The sequence below is a fragment of the Bradyrhizobium sp. CCBAU 53338 genome (assembly GCF_015291665.1).
Lineage (GTDB): Bacteria > Pseudomonadota > Alphaproteobacteria > Rhizobiales > Xanthobacteraceae > Bradyrhizobium.
The window spans coordinates 2607078-2631204 of sequence record NZ_CP030048.1 but is presented as its reverse complement, the minus strand read 5'-3'; the positions used below and the strand labels follow the sequence as shown (position 1 = coordinate 2631204).

The following is a 24127-nucleotide window of genomic DNA, read 5'->3' as shown; positions in this document are numbered from 1 at the left end:
GCAACGCTCTGCCCCCTTCGTCATGTCAGAAAATCCGGGCAGTCCTCACCTCCCCAGCGGGGAGAGGTGAACCGAGCCTCACCGCTCGCACGCTTCAATTGAACTCAGGCCACCAGCTCGGCGAACAGATCCGCATCGACATTGCCGCCTGAGAGCACGATGACGACGTTCTTGCCGGCAACGTCGAGACGGCCCGCGAGCAACGCGGCAAGGCCGACCGCACCGCCGGGCTCGACCACCAGCTTCAACTCGCGATAGGCAAAGGCGACGGCCGCACCGACTTCCTTGTCGGACGCCGTGACGCCGCGCGCGAGCAGCTTGCTGTTGATCGCGAAGGTCATCTCGCCGGGGATCAGCGCCATCAACGCATCGCAGATGGTGCGGCCCGCCGGCGGGTGCGGCTCGCGATGGCCCGCGGACAACGAAATGCCGTGATCGTCGAACGCTTCGGGCTCGGCCACCACGATCTGGGCGTGCGGATAGCGCGCCTTCACGGCCGTCGCGACGCCCGCGATCAGGCCGCCGCCGGAGGCCGGCGCCACCACGATGTCGGGCGCAAGGCCGAGCGTTGCCATGTCTTCCGCGATCTCGCGGCCGGCGGTGCCCTGCCCCGCGATCACGAACGGATCGTCATAGGGCCTGACCAGCGTCGCGCCGCGCTTTTCGGCGATGCCGCGCGAGATCGCCTCGCGGTCGTCGCGATCGCGGTCGTAGAGCACGACCTCGGCGCCGTAGGATTTGGTGCGCTCGCGCTTCGACAGCGGTGCGTCCGCCGGCATCACGATGGTCGCCTGCATGTCCAGGATCCTGGCCGCCGCAGCCACGCCCTGGGCGTGGTTGCCGGAGGAGAACGCAACGACGCCGCCGGCGCGCTTGTCCTGCGGGATCGAGAACACCTTGTTGAAGGCGCCGCGAAACTTGAAGGACCCGGTGCGCTGGAGCATCTCCGGCTTCAGGAACACCTTTGCGCCGACACGCTCGTTGAGCACAGGAAAGGACAACAGCGGGGTGCGAACGGCGAAGGGCGCGAGCACGCGCGCTGCGGCGTCGATATCGGCGGGGCCGATCGGAAGGGGCTGTTCAGACATGGCGCGATGTTATCGCGGCCGGCGAGGCGCGGGCAAGACACCTCCCCGCGAGGATTTTCTTCTCTTCAGGCGACGAACCGCGGCTGTTCCGCCCTCTCCCGGCCGGGCAGCACCGCACCGACCGCGCGGATGTTGTCTATGAAGGCCCGCGCCGAGGCCTCCCAGGTGTAGTTGGCGGCGAATGCGACGCATGCCTGCCTGGAAATGTCGAGCGCAGCGAAGCAGGCGCTGTGCAGATCCTCGTCCAGTGCGCCGACCGGCGCGTCGCCGATGACGTCGCGCGGGCCCTTCACGGGGAAGGCCGCGACCGGCAGGCCGCTTGCGAGGGCCTCGAGCAGGACCAGGCCGAACGTGTCGGTCCTGCTCGGAAACACGAAGACGTCGGCTGCCGCATAGATGTCGGCCAGCTCCTCGCCGTGCTTTTCCCCAAGGAAGAGCGCGTCGGGATAGGCCTCCTCCAGTGCGTTGCGCGCCGGACCGTCGCCGACGATCACCTTGGTGCCGGGCAGATCGAGGTCGAGGAACGCTTCGAGATTCTTCTCAACCGCGACGCGGCCGACCGAGAGGAACACCGGGGCCGGCAGGCAGAGGTCGACGGCGCGAGGATGGAACAGGTGCGTATCGACGCCGCGCGGCCACAGCACGACATTGTCGAAACCGCGCTCGCCGAGTTCCTGGGCCAGCGCCGGCGTCGCCGCCATCACGGCCCGGCTCGGGCTGTGGAGGCGGCGCAGCGCCCGCCAGATCAGGGAGCCCGGAACCGGCACGCGGGCGCGGACATATTCGGGAAAACGGCTGTGGAAGCTGGTCGTGAACGGCAGCTTGCGCTGACGGCAATAGCGGCGGACCATCAGGCCGATCGGCCCTTCCGTCGCGATGTGGATGCTGTCGGGCCGCGCTTCCGCGATCAGTTTTGCGATACGCGCCGGGCGCGGCATGGCAAGCCGCACGTCGCGATAGCTCGGCATCGCGAAGGTGCGGAACGATTGCGGCGTGAGGAACGAGAACTCGACGTCGAGCGTCTTGGCGGCGTCGGCGAGCTTGGTCAGCGTCCGAACCACACCGTTGACTTGCGGGTGCCAGGCGTCGGTCGCGACCAGGATGCGCATCAAGCGGCTCTCGTCAGGCAGCTCTTGCCGCCACCTGCGGCACTTCCGCCGGCTTCCGCAGATGGTCGGCCCACGTGATGATCTCGAAACGACCGTCATCATGCTCGACGAGCGCGGTGCAGCTCTCGACCCAGTCGCCGCAGTTCATGTAGCGGATGCCGTTCTCGTCGCGGATCACGGCGTAATGGATGTGGCCGCAGATCACGCCGTCGGCGTCGTGGCGCCGGGCTTCGGCGGAGAGCGCCTGCTCGAACGCGCCGATATAGTTCACCGCATTCTTGACCTTCTGCTTGGCCCATTGCGACAGCGACCAATAGGGCACGCCGAACAGGCGTCGGAAGAAGTTGACGAAGCGGTTCATCTGGATCGCGAAGTCGTAGGCCTTGTCGCCGAGATGGGCGAGCCAGCGCGCGTTCTGCACCACGAGGTCGAAGATGTCGCCGTGAATGACGAGGTAGCGCTTGCCGTCCGCGCCGATGTGCACGGTGTTCTCGACGACGTCGATGCCGCCGAAATGCGTGCCGTAATAGTTGCGCAGGAACTCGTCGTGATTGCCGGGCACGTAGATGACCTTGGCGCCCTTGCGCGCCTTGCGCAGCAGCTTCTGCACCAGGTCGTTGTGCGATTGCGGCCAGTGCCAGCTCGATTTCAGCGCCCAACCATCGACGATGTCGCCGACGAGGTAGATCGTGTCGGCATCGTGGTAGCGCAGGAAGTCCAGCAAAAGGTCGGCTTGCGAGCCGCGGGCTCCGAGATGGACATCGGATATGAACAACGTGCGAAAGCGCCGCTCCGGGCTCTCGTCACTCACATCGTAACTTCCCATGCGACAGCCTGTAACAATGTCCCGTGACAGGGGGATGACGATTGAACCGATGAGGCACCCTTGGATACGAATCGGGACCTTGCCTCGACCTCCCCGCGAATATCAGCCGCATGCGACAATCAGGCGACATGGCGCCCCAATGGTTCTCCGCAAAATGCCGGGACCCCAAGGAGATGCTGGTTAACTGTGGATCGGGAAGCCGGCGTCAGTAGAACTTGTGGAAATGATGGATCGGCCCGTGGCCGTGACCGACGCTGAAGCGGTCGGCGGCCGCGATGGCCGCGCTGATCCAGCTCTTGGCATGGCGCACGGCCGTCTCGAGATCCTCGCCCTTGGCAAGCCCCGCCGCAACGGCTGACGACAGCGAGCAGCCGGTGCCGTGGGTGTTGCGCGTGGCAACACGCGGCGCGGGGAGCGCGATCGTTTTGTCAGCGCTGACGAGATAGTCGATACTCTGCGCACCCTCGCCGTGGCCACCCTTGATCAGGACCGCGCGGCAGCCGAGCCCGAGCAGGCGGCGCCCCTGGCTTTCGATCTCGGCCTCGCTTCGTGCGACCTGCTCGTCGAGCAGTGCGGCCGCCTCCGGCAGATTGGGCGTGATCACCGATGCAAGCCGCATCAGCTTCGTGCGCAAGGCTTCGACGGCCTCCGCGGCCAGCAGCCGGTCGCCGGAGGTTGCGACCATCACCGGATCGAGCACGATATGGCCCGGCTTCCAGCGTGACAGCGCGGCAGCAATCGCATCGATGCTGCCGGCCTGCGCCACCATGCCGATCTTCACCGCACCGACATCGAGATCGGAAAACACCGCATCGATCTGCGCGGTGACGAAATCGGCGGGCACCGCGTGAATGCCGGTGACGCCTTTGGTGTTCTGCGCCGTCAGCGCCGTGATCGCGGACGCGCCGTAGACCCCGAGCGCGGCAAAGGTCTTCAGGTCGGCCTGAATGCCGGCGCCGCCGCTCGAATCGGAACCGGCGACGGTGAGCGCCACGGGCGTGGTCATCGCAGGAAACGCTTGCTCGAAAAGGACATGGCCATGGCCCGTCCTAGCGCGTCGGCGGAGCCCCAGCAAGCCGCCGAATCAGGCCAAGCGCGAGCTGCACGGCATTGTCGTCCCGCAAGCGGGCATATCCTGCGAAAATAAGAGCACGGCATCACCCGGCCTTGGCGACCAAGCGTGCGAATGACACGGTAGTCAGTGGATTCGTCCAGCGACGCAAATTGCCGGCCCTCGGCCTGCAACCCTCCGGGGAAGAGATCATGTGGGCATATTTCGAACGTATCCTCGACTCCTCGATGTTCTCACCGCACGGCATCTGCCTGCTGTGGGAACCCGAGCTGATCTGGCTCCACGTCGTCTCCGACGCTTGCATCGCCGCGGCGTATTTCTCGATTCCTTTCGCGCTCGCGATCCTCGTCACCAAGCGGCGTGACCTCAAGTTCGGCTGGGTGTTCTGGGCGTTCGCGGTCTTCATCACGGCCTGCGGCCTCACCCATGTCCTGTCGATCTATACGCTCTGGGTACCGGTCTACGGCATCGAGGGCCTGGTCAAGGCGGCGACCGCGATCGCCTCGATCTTCACCGCGGTCGCGCTCTGGCCGCTGCTGCCCAAGATCCTGGCGATCCCCTCTCCCTTCGAGCTGCAAAAGGTGCAGGCCGCGCTCGAGGAGGAGGAGACCAAGCGCCGCGATGCGACGCAGCTGCTGAAACAGGTGGGAGAGGCGCAGCGCGCGATGCGCGAGAGCGTGGCGCGCCTCACCGCCGTCGTCGAGACTGCGGTCGACGGCGTCATTCTGTTCGATGCGCAGGCCCGCATTCTCCTGTTCAATCCAGCCTGCGAACGGCTGTTCGGCTATCGCGCCGAGGAGGTCATGAATCTCGACATCGGCATGCTGATGTCCGACGGAGGGAAGCGTTCATCCACCGCTCATGCTCAGCGTTTCGCGACGGGGGAAACCGTCGGCCTGCGCAAGGACGGGTCACACTTTCCGATGGATCTGTCGGTGGGCCAGGCGTGGCAGGACGGCGAGCTGATCTATGTCGGCATCATCCATGATCTGACCGCGCGCAAGCTGACCGAGCAGCAGCTCCAGCAGGCGCAGAAGATGGAGACGGTCGGCCAGCTCTCCGGCGGCATCGCGCACGACTTCAACAACCTGCTGACCGTCATCATCGGCAACGCCGAGCATCTCAGCGAGCAGCTCAAGGCCCGGCCGGATTTGCGCCAGTTCGCCGACGACATCTGCCAGTCCGGCGAACGCGGCGCGGAGCTGACGCAGCGGCTGCTCGCCTTCAGCCGCCGCCAGCTGCTGCGGCCGCAGACGATCGATTGCACCGAGCTGATCTTGTCCATGCTCAAGCTGTTCAAGCGCACCCTGCGCGAGAACATCGAGATCGGCACCGCTTTCGGGCCCGGCACGATCCGGGCCTTTGCCGACCGCTCCCAGCTCGAATCCGCCGTGCTGAACCTGGCGCTGAATGCGCAGGATGCCATGCCGTCAGGAGGGCATCTGACGCTGAGCACCGAGCTCGCCGCGATCGACGAGGACTACCGCGCCCTGCACCCGGAGGTGGCCTCCGGCGCCTATGTGCTGATTTCCATCACCGATGACGGCGAAGGCATGTCGCCGGAGGTGATCGAGCGCGCCTTCGAGCCGTTCTTCACCACCAAGGAGGTCGGCAAAGGGTCCGGCCTCGGGCTGAGCATGGTCTATGGTTTCGCCAAGCAGTCCGACGGCCACGTCTCCATCTACAGCGAGCAGGGCCTGGGGACGACGGTCCGGATCTACCTGCCGCGCGCCGGCGGCGGTCAGTCGCTGACCGACGCGCCGGACAAGGAAGACGCCGCGCCGCGCGGCCACGAGACCATCCTGATCGCCGAGGACGATCCGTTCGTCCGCTCCTCGGTCATCCTCCGGGTGGAGGCGCTCGGCTACCGCGTCGTCGCCGCCGTCAACGGCAAGGAGGCCTTGCAGCGGCTGCGTGCCGACCCCGGCATCGACATGCTGTTCACCGACATCGTCATGCCCGGCGGCATGAGCGGCTGGGAGCTCGCCGACCAGGCCCGGCGTATCAGGCCCGGCCTGCCGGTACTGTTCACCTCGGGCTACGCGCTGGAGACCCTGGTCGAGCAGGGCCGCGCTCAGGCACAGGCCGTGGTCCTGACCAAGCCCTATCGCAAGGCCGAACTCGCCCAGCGGCTCAGGGACGCATTTGCGGCAGCGACGGTGGCCTCGTAGGACGTCGGACCGCCCTCGGCCGGCCGGCCGGCCCGCTTGCTAAATCGGGCTGGTTTTGGCCTATTAGCCTTCAGAATTCGCCTTCGGAGTGACTGCAATGGTTCCCTTCTTCGTCCAGATCAAATGCAAGCTCGGCCAGTCCTATACGGTCGCCAATGCGCTTGCCGAAGCCGAGATCGCCTCCGAGATCTACTCCACCGCCGGCCAATACGACCTGCTGGTCAAGTTCTACGTCGACAACGACACCGACATCGGCCACTTCGTGAACGAGAAGGTGCAGGTGCTGCCGGGCATCCAGGACACCCTCACCATCATCACCTTCAAGGCGTTCGGCACCGGCTAGCCGGACGCGTTCAATCGCCTCCCGCCTTGCGCTTGGGCGGCGTCGGCCCATCGACCGGCGGCAGCGACTTCAGATAGGCGGCCATCGCGGCGCGGTCCTCGGGCTTCAACTGCGCGAGGTTCTTGATCACCGGCCGCATCGAGCCTGACGCGCTGTCGCCCTCGGGCATGTCGCCGGTCTCGAGGAAATCGGCGATATCCTTCTCGCTCCAGCTCCCCAGACCCTTCTGGGTGATGTTCGGCACCCAGCCCTCGCCTTCGGGATTGGGGCCGCCGGCGAAGCGCTGCGCGGTGACGACGCCGCCGAGGAAATTGCGCGGGCTGTGGCATTCGGCGCAATGGCCGAAACCGTTGACGAGATACGCGCCCCGATTCCACCCGGCCGAATGCATCGCCGCCGGCACGAACGGCCTGACATCCATGAACAGCAATTTCCAGATGCCGACATTGCGGCGGATGTTGAAGGGAAACGGCAGGTCGTGATCGCGCACCCGCCCCGAGACCGGCGGCAGCGTCTTCAGATACGCGAAGAGATCGCGGACGTCGTCGACCTTGGCGAGGTGATAGGACGTGTAGGGAAACGCCGGATAATAATGCGTGCCCTCGGGCGAGATGCCGCGCATCACCGCGTTGACGAAATCGGCCTCGCTCCATCGGCCGATGCCGTCAGCGGGATCAGGTGAAATGTTCGGCGCATAGAACGTGCCGAATGGCGAAGCGAGCGCCAGGCCGCCGCCGAGTTTCAAGCGATCGGGCTGGTTGGGCACCGCATGGCAGGACGAGCATCCGCCTGCGTTGAACAGCTCCTGCCCATTGGCAAGATCAGGCGCGCGTGTCGGCGCCGGCAGGGCCAAAGCTGTCGGCGCTGTCAGCCACCAGTAGGCGGCCAAGGCTGCGACGACGGCGATCAGAATGACATGGATTGTTCGTCGCAGCATCGAGGATCCCATTGAGCTCGAGCGAATTTACGGATCACCCGGCGGCCGCTCCAGCCACGAATAATTTAGATGGTTTGATCGGAATCCGGGAATAAAGTCGGAACCGCACTGTTTGCAAGTTGACCGCAATCAGGCGTCAACAGGGAGAGACCCATGAACAAAGCGCTTTTTGCCACGCTGGCGCTCGGAGCCGCCGTCGCATTCGCAGGCTCGGCCAGCGCGGAGAAGCTGAAGGCGACGCTGGACGGCAAGTCCGAAGTTCCTGCCACCACCAGCAGCGGCACCGGCAAGGCCGATATCGACTATGACGCCGCCACCAAGAAGCTCTCCTGGAAGGTGACCTATTCCGGCCTCACCGGCCCCGCCACCGCCGCCCATTTCCACGGTCCCGCCGAGGCCGGCAAGAATGCCGGCGTGATGGTCCCGATCCCGGGCATCGCCAACAGCCCGGTCGAAGGCAGTGCGACGCTCACCGATGCGCAGGCCTCGGACCTCCTCTCCGGCAAGCTCTACGTCAACATTCACACTGCGGCCAACCCGGGCGGCGAAATCCGCGGCCAGGTGACCAAGTAGATTTCATCGCGAGGTCATCGTCGAAGGCCGGGCGCGCGCGTCCGGCCTTTTCGATCCGAAACGGCACGTGATGCCGCGGGCTCAAGCCGCACTCAACGCCTGCTCCAGATCCGCGATCAGATCCGACGGATTTTCGATCCCGATCGACAGCCGGATCGTGGAGTCGAGAACGCCGATCTTGCGGCGGATCTCGGCGGGAACGCCGGAATGGGTCATCGTCGCCGGCAGGCTCGCCAGCGATTCCGTTCCGCCGAGGCTCACGGCGAGCTTGAATATCTGCAACGAATTGAGGAATTTCTCCGCCGCCGCCTGGCCGCCGACGATGTCGAACGAGAACGTCGATCCCGCGCCCAGGCACTGCCTTGCGAACACGCGTCCGGCCAGCGAGGCCTCCGCGTGATGGCCGAGATAGTGGACCTTCGCCACCTTGGCGTGGTCGCGAAGGAAATCCGCCACGAGCTGCGCGTTGCTGTTGGCCTTCTCCATGCGCAGGCTCAGCGTTTCCAGCGAGCGGTTGATCATCCAGCAGGAATGCGGGTCGAGCTGGGTGCCGATGGCGCCGCGCAGCGCCTTGACGCCCTTCATCATCGCCTTGGTGCCGAGCGCGGCGCCCGCGATCAGATCGGAATGGCCGCCGACATATTTGGTCAGCGAGTACAGCGAGATGTCGGCGCCGTGCTCGATCGGCCGCTGAAACACCGGGCCGAGCAGCGTGTTGTCGCAGGCGATGATCGGCGTGTGGCCCTGTGCCTTGCCGATGGCATCGGCGACGCGGCGCATCAGCGCGATGTCGACCAGGCCGTTGGTCGGGTTGGCCGGCGTCTCGATCAGGATCATTGAAACCCTGCCCTTGCGCATCGCCTCCTCCGCGGCCTGATTGACCACCGCCTCGTCGATGCCGTCGGCAAAACCGACCGCGCCGATCGAGAAGCGCGACAGCGTGTTCGTCAGCAGCGTCTCCGTGCCGCCGTACAGCGGCTGAGAGTGCAGGATGACGTCGCCGGGACGGACGAACGCCAAAATCGTCGTCGAGATCGCCGCCATGCCTGAAGAGAACAGTGCGCAGCTCTCGGTGCGCTCATAGATGGCGAGCCTGTCCTCGACGATCTCGCTGTTGGGGTGGTTGAAGCGCGAATAGACCAGGCCCGCGCCCATGCCCTCCGGCGGCTCGCGCCGGCCCGCGACGAAATCGAAGAAGTCCTGCCCGTCCTCGGCCGTCTTGAACACGAAGGTCGAGGTCAGGAACACCGGCGGCTTGATGGCGCCTTCCGACAGTTGCGGATCGTAGCCATAGGTCAGCATCAGCGTTTCCGGATGCAGCATATGGTTGCCGATATGGGTTTTCGACGGGAACGGTTTTGCCATGGCCTGTCTCGCTGTTGACTGAGATCGCCACCGCGCGTCGGAACTCGGTACGGCGTGAGGCATCAACGCCGCGGCGGCGCCAGCAAACATAGTCGTTCTGACGGCGATCCGTCAGGGCGTGCGAACGGAATTTGGCAGTGAAGCCGTAGCCCGGATGGAGCGCAGCGCAATCCGGGCTACGAGTGAACGAGCTACGCCGTCTACTTCAGCTTCAACCGGTACGTCTCGTGGCAATCGTTGCAGCGGTCGTTGATCACCGTGTAGGCGGCCTTCAGGCTGGCGACATCGTGGATCTTGCCCTTGGCCTCGGCGATCGCCTTCTGCACCGGCGGGATCTTGGAATCGAAATCCGCCTTCTGCTGCCACACCTTTGGCGACGAACCGTAGGTGGCATTCACCACGTCCTGCTTGGGATTGGTCTCGAACGTCTTTGCGATCTTCCCGACGTCGGCTTCGAGGGTCGTCAGCGCCTCGTCGACGCTCTTCTGGTTGTAGTGAATGTCGCCCTTCGCCATCTTCAGCATGACGTTGTAGAGGCTTTTGGCCTGCGATCGCATCAGATTGTCCTGCTGGACGGCAATCTCCTGCTGCGCCATCACGGCGCCCGCACCCAGAAGCAGGGTGCCCGCGACAATCAACGTACGTTTCATAGGCTTGTTACTCCGGCTCGCAAGTCGATTCGGGGGAGGACCATTGAGGATAGAACCCGGCCGCGGGCAATTAATTCCCGCGGACCGAGCGGCCGATTTACAGGCTGTGGCGGCGATGGTGCTCGTTGATCGCAATCCACACCCGCTCCGGCGTTGCCGGCATGTCGATGTGGTCGATCCTGTACTCGCGCCAGAGCCCGTCAACGATGGCGTTGACGACGGCCGGGCAGGAGCCGATCGCACCGGCCTCGCCCGCACCCTTCACGCCCATCGGATTGGTCGTGCAGGGAATATTGTGGGTCTCGAACACGAACGACGGACCGTCGGCCGCGCGCGGCAGCGCGTAGTCCATGAAGGTTGCGGTGATGAGCTGGCCGTCGCCCGCGCCATAAACCACCTGCTCCATCAGCGCCTGGCCGATGCCCTGCATGGCGCCGCCATGCACCTGGCCTGCCAGGAGCAGCGGATTGAGCGTCTTGCCGAAATCGTCGACGATCACGTAGTTGACGATTTTGATGATGCCGGTGGCCGGATCGATCTCGACCTCCGCGACATGCGTGCCGTTCGGATAGGTGCCGTCGGCACTGGCAAAGGTCGCGCTCGCGTTCAGCTTCGAGGGATCCGCGCCCGGCCGCTTGGCCAGATCGGCGAACGAGATCGAACGGTCGGTGCCGGCGATGCGCACGACGCCCTCCGAGATCTCGAGGTCGCCGGCGCTCGCTTCCAACGCCTGCGCCGCGATCGCCTTCAGCTTCTCGCCGAGCTCACGCGTGGCGCGCTCGACGCTGACGCCGCCCGACGGAATCGAGGCGGAGCCGCCGGTGCCGAGGCCTGTGGCGATCTCCGCGGTGTCGCCCTGGTGGACGTGCACGCGCTCGGGCGCGACGCCGAACTGCTCGGCGACGATTTGCGCATAGGCGGTCTGGTGGCCCTGCCCGCTCGATTGCGTGCCGATCAGGATCGTGATGTCGCCATTGGGGTCCATCCGCACGTTGGCGGTCTCCTCGCCCATGGTGCCGCAGACCTCGACATAGCTGGCGAGCCCGATGCCGCGGATCAGGCCGTTCTTCCTGGCCGCCTTGGCGCGCTTTGAAAACTCCTTCCACTCGGCGATTTCCATCGCGCGCTTGAGATGCGCGGCGAAGTCGCCGGAATCGTAGACCTTGCCGGTCGCGGTCTTGTACGGCAGCGCCTTCGGCTGAATGAAGTTCTTGCGACGGATCGCATCCGGCGTCATGTCGAGTTTTCGCGCGCACGCGTCCACAAGGCGCTCGATGACATAGGCGGCCTCGGGCCGGCCCGCGCCGCGATAGGCATCGACGGGCACGCTGTTGGTGAAGATCGTGCGCACCCGGCAGTGGAACGCCTGGATGTCGTAGAGCCCCGGCAGCATGCCTGCGCCGCCATGCGGGATGTAGGGCCCAAAGGTCGACAGATACGCGCCCATGTCGCCCATCAGGTCGCAATCCATCGCGAGGAACTTGCCGTCCTCGGCCAGCGCCATCCTCGCGGTGGTGACGTTGTCGCGGCCCTGCGCATCGCCCATGAAATGCTCGGAGCGATCGGCCGACCACTTCACCGCCTTCTTCAGCTTGCGTGCCGCGACCGCCATCAGGGCGTATTCGCGATACGGAAACAGCTTCGTGCCGAAGCCGCCGCCGACGTCGGGGCAGATCACCCGCATCTTGTCGGTGGGGATGTTGAGCACGTTCTGGCAGAGGATGTCGCGCAGACGGTGGCTGCCCTGGCTGCCGACCGTCAGCGTCAGGTGATCGTTCTTGGCGTCGTATTCGCAGACCGCCGCGCGCGTCTCCATGAAGCTCGCGACCACGCGCGGATTGACGATGGAGATTTCGGCGACCGCATGCGCCTTGGCAAAGGCAGCTTCGGTCGCTTTCTTGTCGCCGATCGAGACGTCGAACAGCACGTTGCCGGATTTGTCCGGCCAGACCTGCGGAGCGCCCTTCTTGACGGCGTTGACGACGCCGGTCACCGAAGGCAGCGGGCTCCACTTGACGTCGATGGCTTCGATCGCATCGCGCGCCTGGTCGATGGTCTCGGCCACCACGAAGGCGACGGAATCGCCGACATGACGCACCTCGTCCTTGGCGAGAATCGGGTAAGGCGGGCCGGTGAACGGATCGGTCTCGAGATTGAACAGGCAGGGCAGGTTGCCGAGATCCCCGACCTCGGCCGCGGTCAGAATCAGCGCAACACCAGGCAGGGTACGGGCGCGGCCGGCATCGATGGTGAATTTGGCATGCGCGTGCGGCGAGCGCAGCATCAGGCAGCGCAGCGCGGCCTGCGGGGCATAATCGTCGGTATAGCGGCCCTTGCCGCGGATCAGCGCGTCGTCCTCCTTGCGCAGCACGCTTTGGCCGACGCCGAACTTGATGGGGGCTGCCATTTTTCTTGTCCCGTCCTATGGTTGTTTTGCGGGCATATTGCCGTGGAAAAAGAGGCAAGGCAAACGGCTTTAGGCAGACCCGGGCCGCGAAAAATTGCCTCGAGCCTCAGAGCGGGATCGGACCGAAGGGCCGCAGCTTGGTCATTTCTCCGTGTAGATCGAAGACTCGGCGAGGCGCCTTCGACTGCAGAACTTTTGCCAAATTCGCACCGCAGCGCATGCCTGACAACGAGCGGCGGTACCAACCACCGCTTGCTGTCAGAACGCATGTCAAATTCCCGCGGTTGGTCATCTACATCCCGCCGCGGCTCAAGAGATACCGCGTGTTGTCTCCCAGCGTATCGATCGCGCGCTGAGGCGTGAGGTAGTCGATCTCGCCGCGCGTCAGGCCGATATCCATCAGCTCCCTGTCGCTCAGGTCCTGCAGGGTGACCCGTGGGTGCTGGCGCCGCTCCAGAAGTGCAAGCCAGGCACGCTTGAGCAGACCGAGAACGCCCGGCGGCCTTGGTCCGGCAGCATCCTGGCGCGGCAAAGCGCCGTCCAGTGCCGTGGCCGACGCCTTGAGGCGCGCGGCCAAAGCCCGGTCGATCGCATCCTTCGCCGGCACGATGGTGAGGTTGAGGCCGCGCCTTGCGGCATCGGCCTCAATTCCGGAAGAGAGGTTCGTCAGTTGTGGTGGCATCGCACGCTCCTGCTGTTGTGCCGGCAGGGTGCGTGGCCAAACAAAAGGCCCCGTCCGATGCCGGCGGGGCCTGGTGGAAGAGATGTCGTCGTCCAAATGCTAGCGCACGACTCCCTCCACGGCCCAGCCGAAGCGGGTCATGTGCGAGAAGTTGACGTTGCGCGACCATTTGATCATGCGGCGCCAATAGCACGGCAATGGCGCAAAATCAAGAGATGTGTAGAGGTTTCATACATCCCTTAGGCGAGCGCCTCATGTCGGCGGATGCATCGTCCAAAGCGTTCGGATCACCTTCCGTGGGTAGGCGCCCTGTCGGTTGCTACTTCTGCTGAATACGACCGAGATAATCGATGACAGCGAGGATGCGTTTTCGCACGACGACTTCCGGGCTTTGCTCCGGCCCGGCCTTCTGCCAATAGGACGGATCAACATAGTGAGGCAGGTTGACGACGGGGTTGAATCGCTCGCCCCAAATCGGCATGTCACGCGTGCCGTGAGCCGGAACTGCCTTCGATCCATCGATGGTTTCATAAACAGCGTTCGTGGGAAACACGCCGTTGTTGTTCTTGGCCAACACCGTCAAATCGGGAGGCGGTACCTTGAGCAGGTCGCCAACCGGTCCCTTGCCCCTCGCATCCGCGCCGTGACAACTCGCGCACGAGGACTGAAATTCCGACTTGCCGACGTCGGGGTCTTCAGCCTGAGCCACGGCGGCGAAACCGGCGGTCAGCCCGGCAATTATCAAACATTTCACAGCAGATTTTACCATGTCGCGCTCCGACGCCGGCCAGCATGCCGTCAACTACTAGCGGCTTCGCGCGCCGAAGGTTTGACGCATGTCAAGACTTCCGGCAGGCGCAGTTTCGCTATGAAAACGACGAAACTCGCTTGAACCCGCCTAGCCGCGCACCAGCGAGACCAGCCAGCTCCGACCGAACAGAACGAGGATCGCGAGCCCATAAACGATCGTGCCCCCGACGGCCAGGAGCGCCAGCGTCACCTCGGCCCGGAAGTGCATTGCGCCCAGCGCCGAACGGCTGAAATGCGCAATCAGCCAGAAGGCCGCGGCAAGGATGATGCCGGTCAGAAGGAATTTGACGAGCGACAGCAGCCAGGCGCGATCCAGCACGAGAAAGCCGCGCCGCACGGCGAAGAACAGAACCAGCAGGAGATTGGTCCAGACACCGACGGCGGTTGCCAGCGCGAGGCCGATCTGGGCGAGCGATCCCATCAAGGCGACCTTCAGTGCGACGTTGACGGCAATGCCCGACAGCGATGCGCGGACCGGCGTCGCGGTATCCTTGCGGGCGTAAAAGGTCGCGACCGCGCTGCGGATCAGGACGAAAGGGATCAGGCCGATGGCATAGGCCGCAAGCGTGCCGCCGGCGGCGACGGCATCGGCCTTGGAGAACGCGCCGCGAGCGAACAGCGCGCGCATGATCTCGTCGGGCACGGTCAGGAAGGCCGCCACGAAGGGTATCGAGAACAGCAGCGTGAAATCGAAGGCCCGGCGCTGCGCCTTCATCGCGCCGTCGTGATCGTCGGCCGTGATCCGCCGCGACATCTCCGGCAGCAGCACCGTGCCGATGGCGATGCCGATGACGCCGATCGGCAATTGATTGAGGCGGTCGGCGTAATACAGCGCCGACAGCGCGCCGGCGGGCAGGAAGGTCGCGATGATGGTGTCGGCGAACAGCGCGACCTGCGTGCCCATCGATCCCAGTGTCGCCGGCCCAAGCGCCTTGAAGAAGCTGCGGACGTCTTCATCGAGCCTGAGCGGCGCGAAGCGCGGCAGGCCGCCATGGCGGCCGAGATCTCCGGCGAGCAGGAAATACTGCATGAAGCCCGAGATCAGGACGCCCCAAGCCGCGGCGTGGCCGGCGGTCGGAAACCAGGCGGCGAGCGCCAGCGTCATCATCATCGCGACATTGAGGAAGATTGACGCAGCCGCAGCGCTGGCAAAGCGCTGCATCACGTTGAGCATGCCGCCATAGAGCGTCACCAGCGTGATCAGCAGCAGATAGGGAAAGGTGATCCGGGTCAGCTCGATCGCGAGCTTGCGCTGCTCGGCATCCTCACTGAAGCCGGGCGCCAGGATGCTCATGGCCTGCGGCATGAACAGCCAGGCCACGATCAGCAGCACCACCTGCGAGGCCAGCAGCAGCGTGAAGATGCGGTCGGCGAACAGGTGTGCCGCCCCCTCCCCCTTCTCGCCATGGACGTGCGCATAGGCCGGCACCCAGGCGGCGTTGAAGGCGCCCTCGGCAAAGATCGCGCGGAAGTGATTGGGCAGCCGCAGCGCCACGAAAAACGCGTCGGCCACCGGGCCGGCGCCGAGGATCGCCGCAAGCATGATGTCGCGGGCAAATCCCGTCAGCCGCGAGAGCAGCGTGTAACCACCAACCGTGAAGATGCGTCCGAGCATGCGTTTCTTCTAGAGACTTATCGATCAATCGATAAGGCTTTGAACGACGATCGGATCAAAAAAGAGGCTTGCTCGGTGTTCACCTCTCCCCGATGGGGAGAGGTGAAGAGGTGGCAGGCGAAACGGCCAAGTCAGCCCGCAAGCGCGCCGCGCACGGCCGCGATTACCCGCTCCTGATCGGCTTCGGTCAAATAGGCGTGCATCGGCAGGCTGATGACGTCCTGCGACAGGCTCTCGCAAGCAGGCAAGCCGCCCTCGGCGACCGGAAACTGCTTATAGGCGGACTGCTGATGCATCGACTTGCCGTAGTAGACCGCCGTCGGTACGCCCTGGGCTTTCAGCGCGGCGGCAAAGCCGTCGCGGTCGGTCCCCTCAGGCAGGCGGATCGTGTATTGCGCCCAGACCGAGGTATTGCCGGGCGCGAGACGCGGCACGGTGACCACGTTGGACAGGCCGCGCGCGTAGCGCTCGGCGACCCTGTTGCGAGCGGCGATCTCGTCGTCGAAAATCTTCAGTTTCTCGATCAGGATCGCGGCCTGCATGGTGTCGAGCCGGCCGGTGAGGCCGAGGCGGACGTTGTCGTATTTGTCGACGCCCTGCCCGTGCACGCGGATGCTGCGCAGGGTCGCTGCAAGCTCGTCGTCATCGGTCAGAATCGCGCCGCCGTCGCCGAAGCAGCCGAGTGGCTTCGCCGGGAAGAAGCTGGTCGTGGTGGCGAGCCCGAAGGTGCCGAGCTTGCGACCCCTGTAGCTTGCGCCGAAACCTTGCGCGGCGTCATCGATGATGAACAGGCCTTCGGCCCTCGCGATCTCGGCGATGGCGTCGTGGTCGGCCGGCTGGCCGAACAGATCCACCGGAATGATCGCAACCGGCCTCAAGCCGGCCTTCCGCGCGGTCGCGATGCCGCGCTTGAGCGACTCCGGGCTCATGTTGAAGGTCGTCTCGTCAACATCGACGTAAACAGGCGTCGCGCCCATTCGCGCCGCGGGCGAGGCGGTTGCGATGAAGGTGAAGGACGGACAGAGCACGGCATCGCCCGGCCCGACATTCTTCGCCATCAACACCATGAGAAGCGCATCGGTGCCGCTGGCGCAGGCGATGACGTGCCTGACGCCGCAATAGGCCGCGAGCTGCCTTTCGAGCTCGGTGACCTCCGGACCATTGACGAACTGGCAATGGTCCATCACGCGCTTGACCGCCGCATCGAGCGAGGCGCCGAGCCGGACGCGCTGCGAGGCGACGTCGATGAAGGGAATGGGTTCGGAACGCAGATGTTGGTTCATGACGCCTTCTTGCGTGGTCGACATAGAGAGGTTTTAGCCGGCGACGCGGCGCGGGCCCTTGCGGGCGGGCGAGGTGGCTGCGGGCCGCGACGGCGTTTCGAGGCACTGCGTCGCGATCTCGAGGCTGGCGACGCCCTCGTCACCGGTCACCGCCGGCGTCTCGCCGTTGCGCACCGCCTTGAGGAACGCCAGCAGCTCGGCGCGGAGCGGCTCGTCATGGCCGACGGGCAGATGCCGCATCGAATAGCTGCCGTCGGGCTTGAAGCCGAAGCATTCGGTGACCTGGCGCGTGAGCAGATCGCCCATCACGTATTTGCCGCGGGTCGCGACCGTGACGCTGCGCGCCTTGAACGGCGTCAGCCAATTCGTGTTGATGTGCGCGAGCACGCCATTGGCGGTGCGGAACTGCAGCAGCGCGATGTCCTCGCGCTCGGCGACCGCGCTCGACAGCTGAGGCTGCACTTCAACGATGTCGGATTCGGTGAACCAGCGGATCAGGTCGATGTCGTGCACGGCAAGGTCGATGACCACGCCGACATTGGACATGCGCGGCGGGAACGGGCCGACGCGCGTAATCGCGATGGAGAGAATGTCCTCGCCCGCGATCGCCTGCTTGACCGCAGCGACCGCCGGATTGAAGCGCTCGACATGGCCGATCATCAGTGTCACGCCGGCCTTGTGCGCGGCGGCGACGATCTCGCGGCCCTCTTCGACCGTCGATGCGATCGGCTTTTCCACCAGCACGTGGATGTTCCTGGCGATGCAGGCGAGCGCAACCTCGTGGTGCAGATGGGTCGGCGCCGCGATGGTGACGGCATCGACCCCCTCGGCGACGAGCTGGTCGAGCGTCTCGAAGCTGTTGCAATCGGCAAGCTCGGTCGCGCGGGCGCGATGCGCCGGCGAAGGATCGACCGCGCCGACCAGGCTGACGCCGGGCAAACCAGCGAGCACGCGCGCGTGGTTGCTGCCCATCACGCCGGCGCCGATGACGCCGACGCGCAAGCCGGCCTTTGCCGCTTGTGACCCCTTGGAACTCATCTGATCGAACCCCGATTCAACGCAAATCCCCGGGCCGCTTCTAGCACGGGTGCCACAGATGTGGCGAATGCCGGCCTGACTGCCCGGACACGATTTGATTCAAAAAGTTACACGTTCTCCGGGCCTTAAGCCGCAAAGGCGGGCTTTACGGGCCCGGATCGCGTGATTCGGAGCCTGCTGGTTACGACCTTTGATAGTCGTCTTCAATCCGGATGATGTCGTCTTCCCCGAGATAGGAGCCGGTCTGGACCTCGATGAGTTCCAGCATGATCTTGCCGGGATTCTCCATCCGGTGCACCGCGCCCATCGGGATGTAGATGGACTCGTTCTCGTGCACCGTCTTCACGGTCTCGTTCACGGTGACGCGGGCGGCGCCGCGGACCACGATCCAGTGCTCGGCGCGATGGTGATGCTTCTGCAGCGACAGCCGCCCGCCCGGCTTCACCACGATCCGCTTGACCTGATGGCGCTCGCCATTGTCGACCGACTGGTAGCTGCCCCAGGGGCGATGCACCTTGAGGTGCTCCTCGGTGACCTTCGGCGCGACCGCCTTCAGCTTGGTGACGAGGCGCTTCAGCCCGTTGGCGTCCTTCTGGCGCGAGACCAGCACCGCGTCCGCGGTCGCGACCACGACGAGGTCGTCGACGCCTTCGAGCGCGACCAGCGCGTGATCGCTCGTGACGTTGCAATTGCGCGAATCCTCGAACACGGCGGTGCCGTGCGCGGCGTTGCCCTGCGCATCCTTGTCGGAGAGCTCCCACACCGCCCGCCACGAGCCGACGTCGGACCAGCCGCAGGATACCGGCACGACCGCTGCGCGCGAAGTCTTCTCCATCACGGCATAGTCGATCGAGATTGCCTTCGCCGCACCGAAGGCCTCGGGCTCCAGCGTGACGAAGCCGAGATCGCGGCCGGCGTTGGCGACCGCGCTGGACACCGCCTCGACACTCGCCGCATCCACCTTGCGGTATTCGTCGAGCAGCAGCGCCGCCGGAAACATGAAGTTGCCGCTGTTCCAGAGATAGCCCGAATTGACGTAGTCGGCGGCCTTCACCGCATCCGGCTTCTCGACGAAGCGTGCGACCGCGTGCACCTCGCCTGAGATCACCTCGCCCGGGCTGATATAGCCGTATTCGGTCGCCGGCCGCTCCGGCTTCACGCCGAAAGTGACGATGCGCCCCGTGCTCGCGGCAGCGAGGCCTTCGCGGCAGGCGGCGACGAAGGCGGCGTTGTCCTGCACGACGTGATCGGCGGCGAGCGCGAGCACGATCGCTTCACTCGTGCGGTTCTGCGCGAACGCAGCGCCAGCGGCGATCGCCGGGCCGGAGTCGCGGCGCATCGGCTCGAGGATGACGTCGGCCTCGATGCCGATCTCGGCGAGTTGCTCCAGCACCATGAAGCGATACGCCGCATTGGTGATGACGATGGGGCGGTCGAACAGCGTAGCGTCCGAGACGCGCAGCAGCGTGTCCTGGAAGGTCGAGCGCGCGCCGAACAGCGGCAGGAACTGCTTCGGGCGCACCTCGCGCGAAGCCGGCCACAACCGCGTGCCGGCGCCGCCGCACATGATCAGGGGGATAATGCGTTTGTCCATCGTCATCTCAAACCTTGAAGTCGTCCCGATAGCAGGCGACAGAATTGTGGACCCCGTGCGATCGGCTTGGATACTACACGGGCCGCGACGTCAAGATAGGTGACCTCGCGGCGCATTTTGCCATGGTCCAGAGAGCAGGATCGGCTGGCCGGCCACGACGGCGTTTACAGACGGAAACATGCGCAAACAGGGCGATGCGAAAGCCGGGGAAACCGGCCGTCCCGGTGATCGGAGCCGCCCGATCCGTCATCCTGTTCCCAAGCGATCCCGAAACCCTGCCTGCGGCGCGCTTTGGCCGGTATCGAGGGGCTCGCAAGAGCCCTCGGCGGCGAAGCACGGCGGACGAAGGAGGGCTATTGCAAGATCGACGCCAAAACCATACCAAAGCGGCCGAATTCGGCGCCTCGCGTCGGGTCGCCTCCAATCTTCGCAAACCCCGCGGGCGAGATGCGCCGAATCCTGTTGTCGACGGCCAAAATCCTGATTTCCGGAGCGCTGCTCTATCTGGCGCTGCGCAAGGTCGACCTGACCGAGCTGTTGTCGCGCTTCACCGCGACCAGCCTGTTCTGGATCGGCGTGGCGATCGCGGTCACGTTCCTGCAAATCTTCGTCGGCGTGCTGCGCTGGCGCGAGGTCGGCGCCGCATGCAGCGCGCCGCTCGAGCTCGGCCGCGCCATGCGCTACAACGTGATCGGCTCCTTCTTCAACCAGACCCTGCCGTCGGCGATCGGCGGCGATGCGGTCCGGCTCTGGCTGGTGGCGCGCGCCGGTGCCGGATGGCGCGCGGCAACCTATTCGATCTTCGTCGATCGCGCGATCGGCCTCGTCGCGCTCGCCATCCTCATCGTCGCGAGCCTGCCCTGGAGCTACCAGCTCATCACCGACACGCATGGACGTTCGGCGCTGCTGCTCATCGACCTCGCGGCGCTCGCCGGCGGCATCGGCTTTCTCATCTTCGGTGCGCTGAAATGGCCCTGGCTGAAGACGTGGTGGGCGACCCACCACATCCACGCCTGCGCCGTCATCGCCAACCGCGTCATCTTCAGCCGCACGCGCGGGCCGATGATCGCAATCCTGTCGCTGCTCGTCCACGTGCTCGCGGTCGTCATTGCCTGGTGCGTGGTGAAATCGATCGCCGCCCCCGTCACGTTCGCGCAGGTGTTCCTGCTGGTGCCGCCGGTGATGCTGATCACGTTGATGCCGATCTCGATCGCCGGCTGGGGCGTGCGCGAGGCAAGCATGGGCCTGGCCTTCGGCTTCGCGGGGCTGGCCGCCAACGAGGGCGTCAACGTCTCGCTGCTGTTCGGCGCGGTTTCGTTCATCGTCGGGGCGTTCGGCGGCCTGGTCTGGATCCTCAGCGCGGAGAAGGCGGCGCAGGGCTCGGCGCAGCTCGGGGTCCCGGAGTGACCGCGCCCACGATCGTGGCCTCGCTGCTTGCCGCAGCGATCGCCGCGCTGATGTCGGCGCTCATCACCTGGATCAGCCGCCCCCTGCTGCAGCGCTACGCGCTGGCGCGGCCGAACGCACGTTCCTCGCACCGGATCCCGACCCCGCAGGGCGCGGGCATCGCGGTGATCTCGGCGACGCTCGTCGTCGCATTGGCGTGGGCGGCCTGGGCCGACGTTGCGATCCCGCCGGCGCTGGTCGTCGCAACCGTCGTGATCGCACTGGTCGGGTTTGCCGACGACATCGTCTCGCTGCCGGTGCTGGTGCGGCTCGTGCTGCAGGCCGCCTGCGTCGGCGCCGTCGTGTTCACCGCATCGGACGATGCGCGCATCGTGCCTGATCTGCCGCTGGCGCTGGAGCGCAGCCTGATCCTGCTCGCCGGAATCTGGTTCGTGAACCTCGTCAACTTCATGGACGGGCTCGACCTGATGACGGTGGCGGAGGTGGTGCCGGTCACCGCGGCACTGCTGCTGCTCGGGCTGCTCGGCGAACTGCCGTGGCCGGCGGTGTTGATCGCAACGGCCCTGTGCGGCGCGATGCTCGGCTTTGCACCGTTCAACAAGCCGGTCGCGAAAGTGTTCTTGGGCGATGTCGGCAGCCTGCCGATCGGCCTTCTGGTCGGCTGGTGCCTGCTCGCGCTTACCTGGCGCGGTGAGCCCGCCGCGGCGCTGCTGCTGCCCGCCTATTACCTCGCCGATTCCACCATCACGCTATTCCGCCGCATCGCGCGCCGCGAGCAGTTCTGGTCGGCGCATCGCTCGCACTTCTACCAGCGCGCCACCGACAACGGCTTTTCGGTTCGGCGCGTCATCGGCGAGGTGTTTGCGCTCAACCTCCTGCTGGCGGCGCTTGCCATCCTCACCGTCCGCGCCGGCTCGGCGACCGTCACGCCGATCGCGCTCCTGGTGGGCGCGATCGCGGTTGCCGTCGTGCTGCGGCGGTTCTCCCGCCCTCAGGCGTCCTGAGCCGCCAGCGCCAGCCGCAGACCCTCGTCGAGCGACACCTCCGGCTGCCACCCCGTCGCGATCGCCTTGGAGACGTTGAGCTCGAGCGAGCCGATCAGGCTGTCATGCGTGTCCTGCCGGCCCAGCAGGCCGAACAGCGAGCCCAGCAGCTCGGGTGACATGCCGAACAGCCGCGGGCTCTTGCCGGACGCTCTCGCCAGCCGCTCGACGAATTCGGGAGTCGAGACCTGCTCCCTGTCGGGCACCAGGAAGATCTCGAAATTGCTTGCGGGATCGGGATGGGCCAGCTGGCGCAGGATGAAGGACGAGAGGTTCTGCACGGCGAGGAAGGCGCGGTGGTTGCGGATCGCGGCAAACGGCAGCGGCACGCCCAAATTCACCGCGCGCGTGAGCAGCGCGAAATTGCCCTTGGCGCCTGCGCCATAGACCAGCGGCGGCCTGATCACCGAGATGTTTATGTCGCTGTCGCGCGCCAGCGTCCGCAGTCCCGCCTCGGCTGCCGCCTTGGACATGCAGTAGAGGCCGCGCGGCGTCAGGATGTCGTCTTCGCAGAACGGGGCACGGCCCTCGTTGCTGCGGCCATGCACGAGAACGGTGCTGACGAAGATGAACTGGCGCACGCCGGCGGTCGCCGCCGACCGCGCCAGGTGCAGCGTGCCGGCGATGTTGACGTTGCGATAGAGCTGGACCGCGTGCTCCTCGTGCTTGTGATGCACGCGTGCGGCGAGATGAACGACGGCGTCGACGCCCTCGAGCGCGGCCGTCCAATCGGTGTCGGGGCCGATCGTCTCGATCACGACCTCGTCGTCGAGGCCTTCCGGGCTGCGAACCGCGCGGCGGACCGACCATCCCGCGCGCACCAGGTCCGGCACCACATGACGGCCGACAAAGCCGCTCGCCCCCGTGACCAGCACGACCCGCTTGTTCTCGCTCATCGTTGCTCCCTCAGGCTCGGGTTGCGCAACAATTCCTCGATCAGAGCGGCATAGGCGTTCATCGCGACGCTGCGATCGAACTTCGATGCCGCCTTCACCGCGCGTTCGGCCAAAGCGCCGTCACAGCATTTGGACGCCGCACGGATCGCCGCGGCGAGCTGATCGGCGCGGCCCGGCGTCACCACCCAGCCCAGCCCGTTCTCCACCACCGTCAGGGCCGCCTCGGCCTCGGGCTCCGACACCAGCACGACGGGGCGGCCGACCGCCAGCAGATTATAGAAACGGCTCGGCACCGATACCCCGGCGACGTCCTTCCGGTACGGGATAATCCAGAGGTCGGCGGCGGTCAGGAACGCCTCGAGCTCGGCATCCTCGACCCGGGCCACGAAGGAGACATTGGAGAGACCGGCCTCGGCCTGCAGCTGCTTCAGCCGTTCGAAGCCGATGCCCCAGCCGGAGAGCAGGAAATGAATGTCCGCGTCGTCCTTCAGCAGGCGCGCCGCCTCGAACACGATCTCGGGATCGTGGGTGAAGCCGAGATTGCCTGACAGCCCGACGATGAAGCGCGCCGCAAGGTCTTTCCGGAACGGATTGTCCGACGTCACCGGCCGCGTCGCAGGCACGAGTGTGGCCCAGTTCGGAATGAAGCGGATCTTGTTTCGCGTCATGCCGGCATAGCCGAGCAGCGGCGCTTCCGCATCGCGGCCGATGGTGATCACGGCATCGAGCGCGCGGAACATCAGGCTGTTGGCGGCGCGCATCACGCCGGTCACGAACGCGCGCGGCTTCAACAGGCCCGCCATCACCAGCACGTCGGGAAACAGGTCATGCATGATCAGCGCCGAGCGTGCCCCCTTGAACCGGGCCGCGGCAGCGACCGCGTAAGGCAGCATGAACGGTGCCGTGACGGTCAGCACGACGTCGCCGCGCCGCAGGCGCCGCAGCAGCGCGACGAAGATGCGCAGCACGAACAGCAGTTCGGATAGACCGCGGCGGACCAGCGCCGCCTTTCCTCCCATCCGGTTCCTGATGGCGACTACGTGCGGCTTATCCACACCGGTCTGCGAGGCCGGCAGCGCACCAGGCGAGCCCGACAACACCACGACCTCGTGCTCGGAGGCGAGGCGGCAGGCTATCTCGGCCATGATCGCCGCGGTCGTGCTCGGATCCGGCGGATAATGCTGGCTCGCGACGACGATCTTGCCTTCTGGCTGCATG

Annotated in this window: 21 protein-coding genes; 5 read left to right on the top strand and 16 right to left on the bottom strand. The window is 65.7% G+C overall.

Annotated elements, in window-relative coordinates; translation table 11 throughout:
• Positions 1–104: 104 nt before the first annotated feature.
• The 4 genes from XH90_RS12360 to thiD all read right to left on the bottom strand — a co-directional run bounded on the left by XH90_RS12360 (position 105) and on the right by thiD (position 4029).
• Positions 105–1088 (bottom strand): threonine/serine dehydratase, encoded by a 984-nt coding sequence (locus XH90_RS12360; protein WP_194481737.1) that lies wholly within the window; start codon positions 1086–1088, stop codon positions 105–107.
• Between the two features lie 65 nt (positions 1089–1153).
• A complete protein-coding gene (locus tag XH90_RS12355; RefSeq protein ID WP_194481736.1) occupies positions 1154–2197 on the bottom strand; it encodes a glycosyltransferase family 1 protein in 1044 nt (347 codons plus the stop codon).
• A 13-nt stretch (positions 2198–2210) separates the two neighbouring features.
• Positions 2211–3023, bottom strand: coding sequence for a UDP-2,3-diacylglucosamine diphosphatase (locus tag XH90_RS12350; RefSeq protein ID WP_194481735.1), 813 nt, complete (start codon positions 3021–3023; stop codon positions 2211–2213).
• A 205-nt stretch (positions 3024–3228) separates the two neighbouring features.
• Positions 3229–4029: a bifunctional hydroxymethylpyrimidine kinase/phosphomethylpyrimidine kinase gene (gene thiD, locus XH90_RS12345; protein ID WP_194481734.1), complete on the bottom strand. Its 801-nt coding sequence runs from the start codon at positions 4027–4029 to the stop codon at positions 3229–3231.
• Between the two features lie 257 nt (positions 4030–4286).
• Here thiD and XH90_RS12340 point away from each other — a divergent pair, with 257 nt between their 5' ends.
• A complete protein-coding gene (locus tag XH90_RS12340) occupies positions 4287–6266 on the top strand; it encodes a PAS domain S-box protein (RefSeq protein WP_194481733.1) in 1980 nt (659 codons plus the stop codon).
• A gap of 97 nt (positions 6267–6363) precedes the next feature.
• Positions 6364–6609 (top strand): Lrp/AsnC ligand binding domain-containing protein, encoded by a 246-nt coding sequence (locus tag XH90_RS12335; protein WP_194481732.1) that lies wholly within the window; start codon positions 6364–6366, stop codon positions 6607–6609.
• Positions 6610–6619: 10 nt separating this feature from the next.
• On the opposite strand, the gene XH90_RS12330 is transcribed toward XH90_RS12335, so the two are convergent.
• Positions 6620–7546, bottom strand: coding sequence for a cytochrome c (locus tag XH90_RS12330; RefSeq protein ID WP_194481731.1), 927 nt, complete (start codon positions 7544–7546; stop codon positions 6620–6622).
• 153 nt (positions 7547–7699) lie between these two features.
• Here XH90_RS12330 and XH90_RS12325 point away from each other — a divergent pair, with 153 nt between their 5' ends.
• Positions 7700–8119: a CHRD domain-containing protein gene (locus XH90_RS12325; protein WP_194481730.1), complete on the top strand. Its 420-nt coding sequence runs from the start codon at positions 7700–7702 to the stop codon at positions 8117–8119.
• An 81-nt stretch (positions 8120–8200) separates the two neighbouring features.
• Here the strand turns inward: XH90_RS12325 and XH90_RS12320 are convergent, their stop codons facing one another.
• From XH90_RS12320 to XH90_RS12280, 9 genes are all read right to left on the bottom strand, one after another.
• Positions 8201–9484 (bottom strand): cystathionine gamma-synthase family protein, encoded by a 1284-nt coding sequence (locus tag XH90_RS12320; protein WP_194481729.1) that lies wholly within the window; start codon positions 9482–9484, stop codon positions 8201–8203.
• 200 nt (positions 9485–9684) lie between these two features.
• Positions 9685–10134: a cytochrome c gene (locus XH90_RS12315; RefSeq protein ID WP_194481728.1), complete on the bottom strand. Its 450-nt coding sequence runs from the start codon at positions 10132–10134 to the stop codon at positions 9685–9687.
• Between the two features lie 97 nt (positions 10135–10231).
• Positions 10232–12541, bottom strand: coding sequence for a xanthine dehydrogenase family protein molybdopterin-binding subunit (locus XH90_RS12310; RefSeq protein ID WP_194481727.1), 2310 nt, complete (start codon positions 12539–12541; stop codon positions 10232–10234).
• A gap of 292 nt (positions 12542–12833) precedes the next feature.
• Positions 12834–13223, bottom strand: a complete 390-nt coding sequence (locus tag XH90_RS12305) for a DUF1127 domain-containing protein (protein WP_194481726.1) — start codon at positions 13221–13223, stop codon at positions 12834–12836.
• Positions 13224–13542: 319 nt separating this feature from the next.
• On the bottom strand, positions 13543–13992 hold the full coding sequence (locus XH90_RS12300; RefSeq protein WP_194481725.1) for a c-type cytochrome: 450 nt from the start codon (positions 13990–13992) through the stop codon (positions 13543–13545).
• 129 nt (positions 13993–14121) lie between these two features.
• Complete coding sequence (gene murJ, locus XH90_RS12295; protein WP_194481724.1) at positions 14122–15648, bottom strand: murein biosynthesis integral membrane protein MurJ; 1527 nt, start codon at positions 15646–15648, stop codon at positions 14122–14124.
• A gap of 131 nt (positions 15649–15779) precedes the next feature.
• Entirely contained in the window at positions 15780–16931 is a 1152-nt protein-coding gene (locus XH90_RS12290; protein WP_194481723.1) for a DegT/DnrJ/EryC1/StrS aminotransferase family protein, read from the bottom strand.
• A gap of 33 nt (positions 16932–16964) precedes the next feature.
• Positions 16965–17969 carry a Gfo/Idh/MocA family protein gene (locus XH90_RS12285; protein WP_194481722.1) on the bottom strand — a complete coding sequence of 335 codons (1005 nt, stop codon included), beginning with the start codon at positions 17967–17969 and terminating at the stop codon, positions 16965–16967.
• 181 nt (positions 17970–18150) lie between these two features.
• On the bottom strand, positions 18151–19563 hold the full coding sequence (locus XH90_RS12280) for a mannose-1-phosphate guanylyltransferase/mannose-6-phosphate isomerase (protein ID WP_194481721.1): 1413 nt from the start codon (positions 19561–19563) through the stop codon (positions 18151–18153).
• A gap of 447 nt (positions 19564–20010) precedes the next feature.
• Here XH90_RS12280 and XH90_RS12275 point away from each other — a divergent pair, with 447 nt between their 5' ends.
• Positions 20011–20970 carry a lysylphosphatidylglycerol synthase transmembrane domain-containing protein gene (locus tag XH90_RS12275; protein WP_194481720.1) on the top strand — a complete coding sequence of 320 codons (960 nt, stop codon included), beginning with the start codon at positions 20011–20013 and terminating at the stop codon, positions 20968–20970.
• 50 nt (positions 20971–21020) lie between these two features.
• The gene (locus XH90_RS12270) at positions 21021–21974 is read left to right on the top strand and encodes a glycosyltransferase family 4 protein (protein ID WP_194482665.1); all 954 of its coding nucleotides are present in this window, start codon (positions 21021–21023) and stop codon (positions 21972–21974) included.
• Here the strand turns inward: XH90_RS12270 and XH90_RS12265 are convergent.
• Together XH90_RS12265 and XH90_RS12260 are read right to left on the bottom strand one after the other, a co-directional pair.
• Complete coding sequence (locus tag XH90_RS12265) at positions 21962–22909, bottom strand: NAD-dependent epimerase/dehydratase family protein (protein WP_194481719.1); 948 nt, start codon at positions 22907–22909, stop codon at positions 21962–21964. The two genes, XH90_RS12270 and XH90_RS12265, sit on opposite strands and share 13 nt — an antisense overlap.
• Positions 22906–24126 carry a glycosyltransferase family 4 protein gene (locus XH90_RS12260; RefSeq protein ID WP_194481718.1) on the bottom strand — a complete coding sequence of 407 codons (1221 nt, stop codon included), beginning with the start codon at positions 24124–24126 and terminating at the stop codon, positions 22906–22908. The genes XH90_RS12265 and XH90_RS12260 overlap by 4 nt, the downstream gene beginning before the upstream one ends.
• Position 24127: the final 1 nt, after the last annotated feature.